The following is a 5,047-nucleotide window of genomic DNA, read 5'->3' as shown; positions in this document are numbered from 1 at the left end:
AGGCTGCTGTTGTTCACCGACGGTCTCGGCGAGGCGCGGCGGGACGGCGAGTTCTTCCCCACCGCCGACCGGGCCTGGCGGCTGCTCGGCCATGGCACTGTCGCCGACGGGCTGGCGTCGCTGGAGACCGCCCTGGTCGAGTGGGTCCACGGCCGGCTCGACGACGACATCGCGCTGGTCCTGATGGAGTACGTGGGTGCTCGTACCAGCGCGGCCGTGGCCGTCCCGAGCTGGGAGGTCGGCGCCGCCGAGAGCTGAGTCGGCCGGCGGCACCGCAGGTGTGTAATCGCCGTCACTTGGGTGATCCGCTTGTCGCTGCCTACCCGCGAGTAATACAGTCTGGGTTACTGATCGGTAACACCTGTCCGGAAGCGGGGCCAGCGAGCATGACCCACTACAAGAGCAACCTGCGGGATCTCGAGTTCAACCTGTTCGAGGTCTTCGGGGCGGACCGGGCGTTCGGCCAGGCACCGTACTCGGAACTCGACGCCGACACGGCCCGCACCTTCCTCGCCGAGCTGGACCGCCTCGCCCGCGAGGATCTGGCCGCCAGCTACACGGACAGTGACCGCAACCCGCCGGTCTTCGACCCGGCCACGCACACCGCGCCGCTGCCGGAGTCCTTCAAGAAGTCGTACCAGGCGTTCATGGACTCCGAGTTCTGGCGCCTGGACCTGCCGCCGCACCTGGGTGGCACCACCGCGCCGCGCGCCCTCTGGTGGGCCCTCGCCGAGCTGGTGCTCGGCTCGAACGCCCCCATCTGGATGTACGCCTCGGGTCCGTCCTTCGCGCACGTGCTGGAGGTCGAGGGCACCGAGCAGCAGAAGCGGTGGGCCAAGCTCTTCATCGACAAGCAGTGGGGCTCCACAATGGTGCTCACCGAGCCGGACGCCGGCTCGGACGTCGGCGCCGGCCGCGCCCGCGCCATCCAGCAGCCGGACGGCTCGTGGCATATCGAGGGTGTGAAGCGCTTCATCACCTCCGGTGAGCACGACCTCACCGACAACATCGTGCACTACGTGCTGGCCCGCCCGGTGGGCGTGGAGGGGGTCGGTGGCCCCGGCACCAAGGGCCTGTCGCTCTTCGTGGTGCCGAAGTTCCACTTCGACGAGACCACCGGCGAGCTGGGCGAGCGCAACGGCGTCTACGCCACCAACGTCGAGCACAAGATGGGCCTGAAGGTCTCCAACACCTGCGAGCTGACCTTCGGCGAGCACGGCGTACCGGCCAAGGGCTGGCTGCTGGGCGACAAGCACGACGGCATCCGGCAGATGTTCATGATCATCGAGTACGCCCGGATGCTGGTCGGCACCAAGGCCATCGCCACCCTCTCCACCGGCTACCTCAACGCCCTGGAGTACGCGAAGAACCGGGTGCAGGGCGCCGACCTGATCCAGCAGGCGGACAAGACCGCGCCCCGCGTCACCATCACCCACCACCCGGACGTGCGCCGCTCGCTGTTGATGCAGAAGTCGTACGCCGAGGGTCTGCGCGCCCTGGTCCTCTACACCGCCACCTGGCAGGACAAGGTCGCGATCGCCGAGGCGGCCGGTGACGAGAAGGCCACCAAGCTGGCGAAGCGGGTCAACGACCTGCTGCTGCCGCTGGTCAAGGGCGTTGGTTCGGAGCGGGCGTACGAACTGCTCGGGCACGAGGCCCTGCAGACCTTCGGCGGCTCCGGCTTCCTGCAGGACTACCCGCTGGAGCAGTACGTCCGGGACGCCAAGATCGACACCTTGTACGAGGGCACCACCGCCATCCAGAGCCTGGACCTGATCTTCCGCAAGATCGTGCGGGACAACGGCAAGGCGCTGATGGCGGTGGCCGGCGAGATCCAGGAGTTCATCTCCTCCGAGGCGGGCAACGGTCAGCTCAAGGACGAGCGGCAGGCGCTCGGCAAGGCGCTCGCCGAGGTGCAGAACATCCTCGGTGTGATGACGGGCTGGCTGGGCGAGGCGCAGGGCGGCGACACCCGCGCCCTCTACAAGGTCGGGCTGAGCAGCCGGCGGTTCCTGCTGGCGATCGGCGACCTGGTGGTCGGTTGGCTGCTGCAGCGGCAGGCCGACGTGGCGCTGAAGGCGCTGGCCGGCGAGGTTTCCGCCAGTGACAAGGCGTTCTACACCGGCAAGGTGGCCGCTTCCCGCTTCTTCGCCCGTGAGGTGCTGCCCCGCATCGGTGCCGACCGGCGGATCATCGAGGGCACGGACCTCGACATCATGGACCTCCCGGAGGAGGCCTTCTGAGCGTGCCACGGCACGTCTGACGGTTTAGGGTCGCACCACCCGACGCCGCAACGGCCGGCGGGGCTGTCTGCCTCGCCGGCCGTCGCCGTCCCACCCCGCGTCGGGCACGTATTCGGCGAGCCCGGTCGGGTATGCCGGTGGCGTGGCGGGTAACCGTCGCGTGACCTCGAAAGGGAACGCCCAGAGCCACCGCACGGGGGAGTGCAGCGCACATGGGTGTAGGTAGCGGCATTTTTCTCATCGCGATCGGCGCGATCCTGACCTTCGCGCTGAGAGCCAACGTCTGGTGGATCGACGTACGCGCGGTCGGCTGGGTGTTCATCCTGGCTGGGCTGGCCGTCCTGCTGACCACGCTCTGGTTCTGGCAGGACCGGCGCAAGCGGGCCCGAACCCTCATCGTGGAGGAGAACCGGCTGTCTCATCCGACGGCGATGATGCCGCCACCGCCGGACCCGCCGCCACCGACCGCGCCGCCGTCCTGATCCCCACCCAGGCTGGACGCGTACCGCTGAGCCACCCGCCGACTGCCGGCGGGTGGCTCAGTCGCGTGCGGCGTGGCGGGCCGTGAGCGGCGCTCCCGCCCTGCTCCACTGCGACCAGCCGACCGGGCAGCGGTGTACCGCCAACTCGGCGGTGCGCAACCCCCCGTCGTCGACACCCTCGGGGTCGAAGAGCGCCGAGAGCAGCGAGATGCCTGGATTGTGGGCAATGAGCAGTGCCGTGCGGGCCGCCGGGTCCACCGTGCGGACCAGCGACAACAACTCCTCGGGGTGCGCGTCGTACGCGCCCGGCTCATAACGGACGGTCGGGCGGGGACCGGTCGGGCCACCCTCCGGCGGGGAACCGGTCATCCCCATCGCCACGCCGTGCCAGGTCTGCCGGGTGCGGCGGGCCGTCGAGCAGATCACCACGTCGGGCAGCAGCCCGTGGTGCGCCAACCAGGCCCCCGCCGCGGCCGCGTCGGCGGTCCCACGGGCGCTCAGTGGCCGTTCGGCGTCGTCCGCCGCGTCGTTGCCCTGCTCGGCCTTCGCGTGCCGCAGCAACACCAGTGTCCGTGTGTCGGGGTCGGCGTCCGTCATGGTCCCAGCTTGCCCGATTGGCGATCTCCGTGCCGGGGTAAGTCGATGGATGCCGCACCCCTACCGACGGCCGCGGCGCGAGGTACGCCAGGTTAGAGCCGAGGAGCGAGACATGGGCATTGGTGGCAGCATCTTCTTGATCGCGATAGGCGCGATCTTCGCGTTCGCAGTGGAAGCCGACCTGGGTTGGCTTGACCTGTCAGTGGTCGGCTGGGTGCTGATGCTGGCCGGCGTCGCCGGTCTGCTCGTCACCCTCTACTTCTGGAGCAGCCGCCGCCGCACGGTGGTCGCCGCGCCGGTGCGCGAGGAGCGCGTGGTGGCCGACCGGGTCGTTCCGGTCCAGAACGACCAGGTCGTGCAGGAGTACCGCGAGGTGCGTAGGCCGGGCCGACCGGTCTGATCCTCGCTCACACACTCCGGGGTCCCGCAGCGTCGCGGGGCCCCGGCTCGCGTTCGGCCCCGGCCCCGGAGCCGCGCCCCGCGCGCCCCCGCGGATCGTGAGGTGGGATGCGGTGCCCGATCCCGGGGAGCCGCCGATCCCGGAGTTCGGGTCAGGCGAACAGCGCGAAGTAGATGGCGATGTGGTGACAGAGCGCCGCCAGCAGCGTGCAGGCGTGGAAGAACTCGTGGTGGCCGAAGACGGTCGGCCACGGATTGGGCCGGCGCAACGCGTAGAAGACCGCGCCCACGCTGTAGATCGCGCCGCCGACGACCAGCAGCACCAGCGCCGCGACGCCGCCGCCGTGCAGGATCTCCGGCAGCATGGCCACCGCCACCCAGCCCAGCGCCAGGTAGAGCGGCGCGGACACCCAGCGCGGCGCGTGCGGCCAGACCACCTTGACCGCCACGCCGGCCAGCGCGCCACCCCAGACCAGGGCCAGCATCACCGTGGCAGGCCGGGGCGCGAGCAGCATCACGCAGAGCGGTGTGTACGTGCCGGCGATGAACACGAAGATCATCGAGTGGTCCATCCGGCGCATCAGCTGGTAGCCGCGCTCCGACCACACCCGACGGTGGTACAACGCGCTCGTGCCGAAGAGCCCGCAGACCGTCAGGCTGTAGATGAGGCAGCTCACCAGTGGCGCCCATCCCGGCCTGGTGGCGGCGATCGAGCAGAGCACGATGCCGCAGACCACGGCGACGAAGAAGGCGTACGTGTGGAGCCAGCCGCGCATCCGAGGCTTACCGATGTCGACCGGCTTCAGGCGAAGCGGGGCGGAGGTGGTCACCCAGTCAGGTTACGACACCGTAGGTTACTTGTAAGTAGTGGCGTTGGTGACACCGGGCACCATCACCGTGAACACCGGATCGGCGGCACATCGGCGAGGATGAGCGGATGCGGATCCGACCCGTCGGGGCGCACGCCCTGCTCCTCGACTGCACCACGCCCACCGACATCCCCGAGGCCGCGCTCGTCGAAGCGTGGCGCAGCGAACTGTGGCGGCGTCGGGAACGGGGCGACCTGATCGCCGTCGAGATCGTGCCGGCGGCCCGGACCGTGCTGCTCGACGGCCTGCCCGACCCGACCGCCACCGCCCGGCAGCTGACCCGATGGGCGTCCGCCGTCGCCGCCGCGGCCACCGGCCCCGAACACACCAGAGCCGCAGGCCACAACGCCGACGCCAGCGCCGACGCCGACGCCGACGCCAGCGCCGCCGTCAACCCCGACGCCGACGCGGCGGACGTGGTCGTGCCCGTCTCCTTCGACGGGCCGGACCTGCCGAC

At 70.3% G+C, this 5,047-nt stretch carries 7 protein-coding genes; 5 read left to right on the top strand and 2 right to left on the bottom strand.

Translation table 11 applies throughout. The annotated features are described in order from the left end of the window. From KBX53_RS21825 to KBX53_RS21815, 3 genes are all read left to right on the top strand, one after another. Nucleotides 1–258 (top strand): SpoIIE family protein phosphatase (locus tag KBX53_RS21825; protein ID WP_210861322.1); only part of this gene is annotated, 258 nt, incomplete at its 5' end. 128 nt (nucleotides 259–386) lie between these two features. Further along, nucleotides 387–2,243, top strand: coding sequence for an acyl-CoA dehydrogenase (locus KBX53_RS21820; protein ID WP_030332050.1), 1,857 nt, complete (start codon nucleotides 387–389; stop codon nucleotides 2,241–2,243). Between the two features lie 212 nt (nucleotides 2,244–2,455). Beyond that, on the top strand, nucleotides 2,456–2,725 hold the full coding sequence (locus KBX53_RS21815) for a DUF6458 family protein (protein ID WP_030332052.1): 270 nt from the start codon (nucleotides 2,456–2,458) through the stop codon (nucleotides 2,723–2,725). A 57-nt stretch (nucleotides 2,726–2,782) separates the two neighbouring features. Here the strand turns inward: KBX53_RS21815 and KBX53_RS21810 are convergent, their stop codons facing one another. Further along, entirely contained in the window at nucleotides 2,783–3,322 is a 540-nt protein-coding gene (locus KBX53_RS21810) for a histidine phosphatase family protein (protein WP_210861320.1), read from the bottom strand. 112 nt (nucleotides 3,323–3,434) lie between these two features. On the opposite strand from KBX53_RS21810, the gene KBX53_RS21805 reads away from it, so the two are divergent. Beyond that, nucleotides 3,435–3,722, top strand: coding sequence for a DUF6458 family protein (locus KBX53_RS21805; protein WP_210861318.1), 288 nt, complete (start codon nucleotides 3,435–3,437; stop codon nucleotides 3,720–3,722). A gap of 151 nt (nucleotides 3,723–3,873) precedes the next feature. Here the strand turns inward: KBX53_RS21805 and KBX53_RS21800 are convergent, their stop codons facing one another. Next, nucleotides 3,874–4,551 carry a hemolysin III family protein gene (locus KBX53_RS21800; protein ID WP_030332057.1) on the bottom strand — a complete coding sequence of 226 codons (678 nt, stop codon included), beginning with the start codon at nucleotides 4,549–4,551 and terminating at the stop codon, nucleotides 3,874–3,876. 107 nt (nucleotides 4,552–4,658) lie between these two features. Here KBX53_RS21800 and KBX53_RS21795 point away from each other — a divergent pair. Next, a partial coding sequence (locus KBX53_RS21795) for a carboxyltransferase domain-containing protein (protein WP_210861316.1) occupies nucleotides 4,659–5,047 on the top strand: 389 nt, incomplete at its 3' end.

It is taken from the genome of Micromonospora sp. M51 (assembly GCF_018070305.1).
Classification (GTDB): domain Bacteria; phylum Actinomycetota; class Actinomycetes; order Mycobacteriales; family Micromonosporaceae; genus Micromonospora; species Micromonospora parva.
The sequence above is the reverse complement of the archived record's forward strand: the minus strand, read 5'-3'. Positions and strand labels throughout refer to the sequence as shown.

Excerpts from the sequence above, each read along its gene's own strand:
- KBX53_RS21805 (WP_210861318.1), top strand. The coding sequence starts at position 3,435 with ATGGGCATTGGTGGCAGCATCTTCTTGATCGCGATAGGCGCGATCTTC.
- KBX53_RS21820 (WP_030332050.1), top strand. The coding sequence starts at position 387 with ATGACCCACTACAAGAGCAACCTGCGGGATCTCGAGTTCAACCTGTTC.
- KBX53_RS21815 (WP_030332052.1), top strand. The coding sequence starts at position 2,456 with ATGGGTGTAGGTAGCGGCATTTTTCTCATCGCGATCGGCGCGATCCTG.
- KBX53_RS21810 (WP_210861320.1), bottom strand. The coding sequence starts at position 3,322 with ATGACGGACGCCGACCCCGACACACGGACACTGGTGTTGCTGCGGCAC.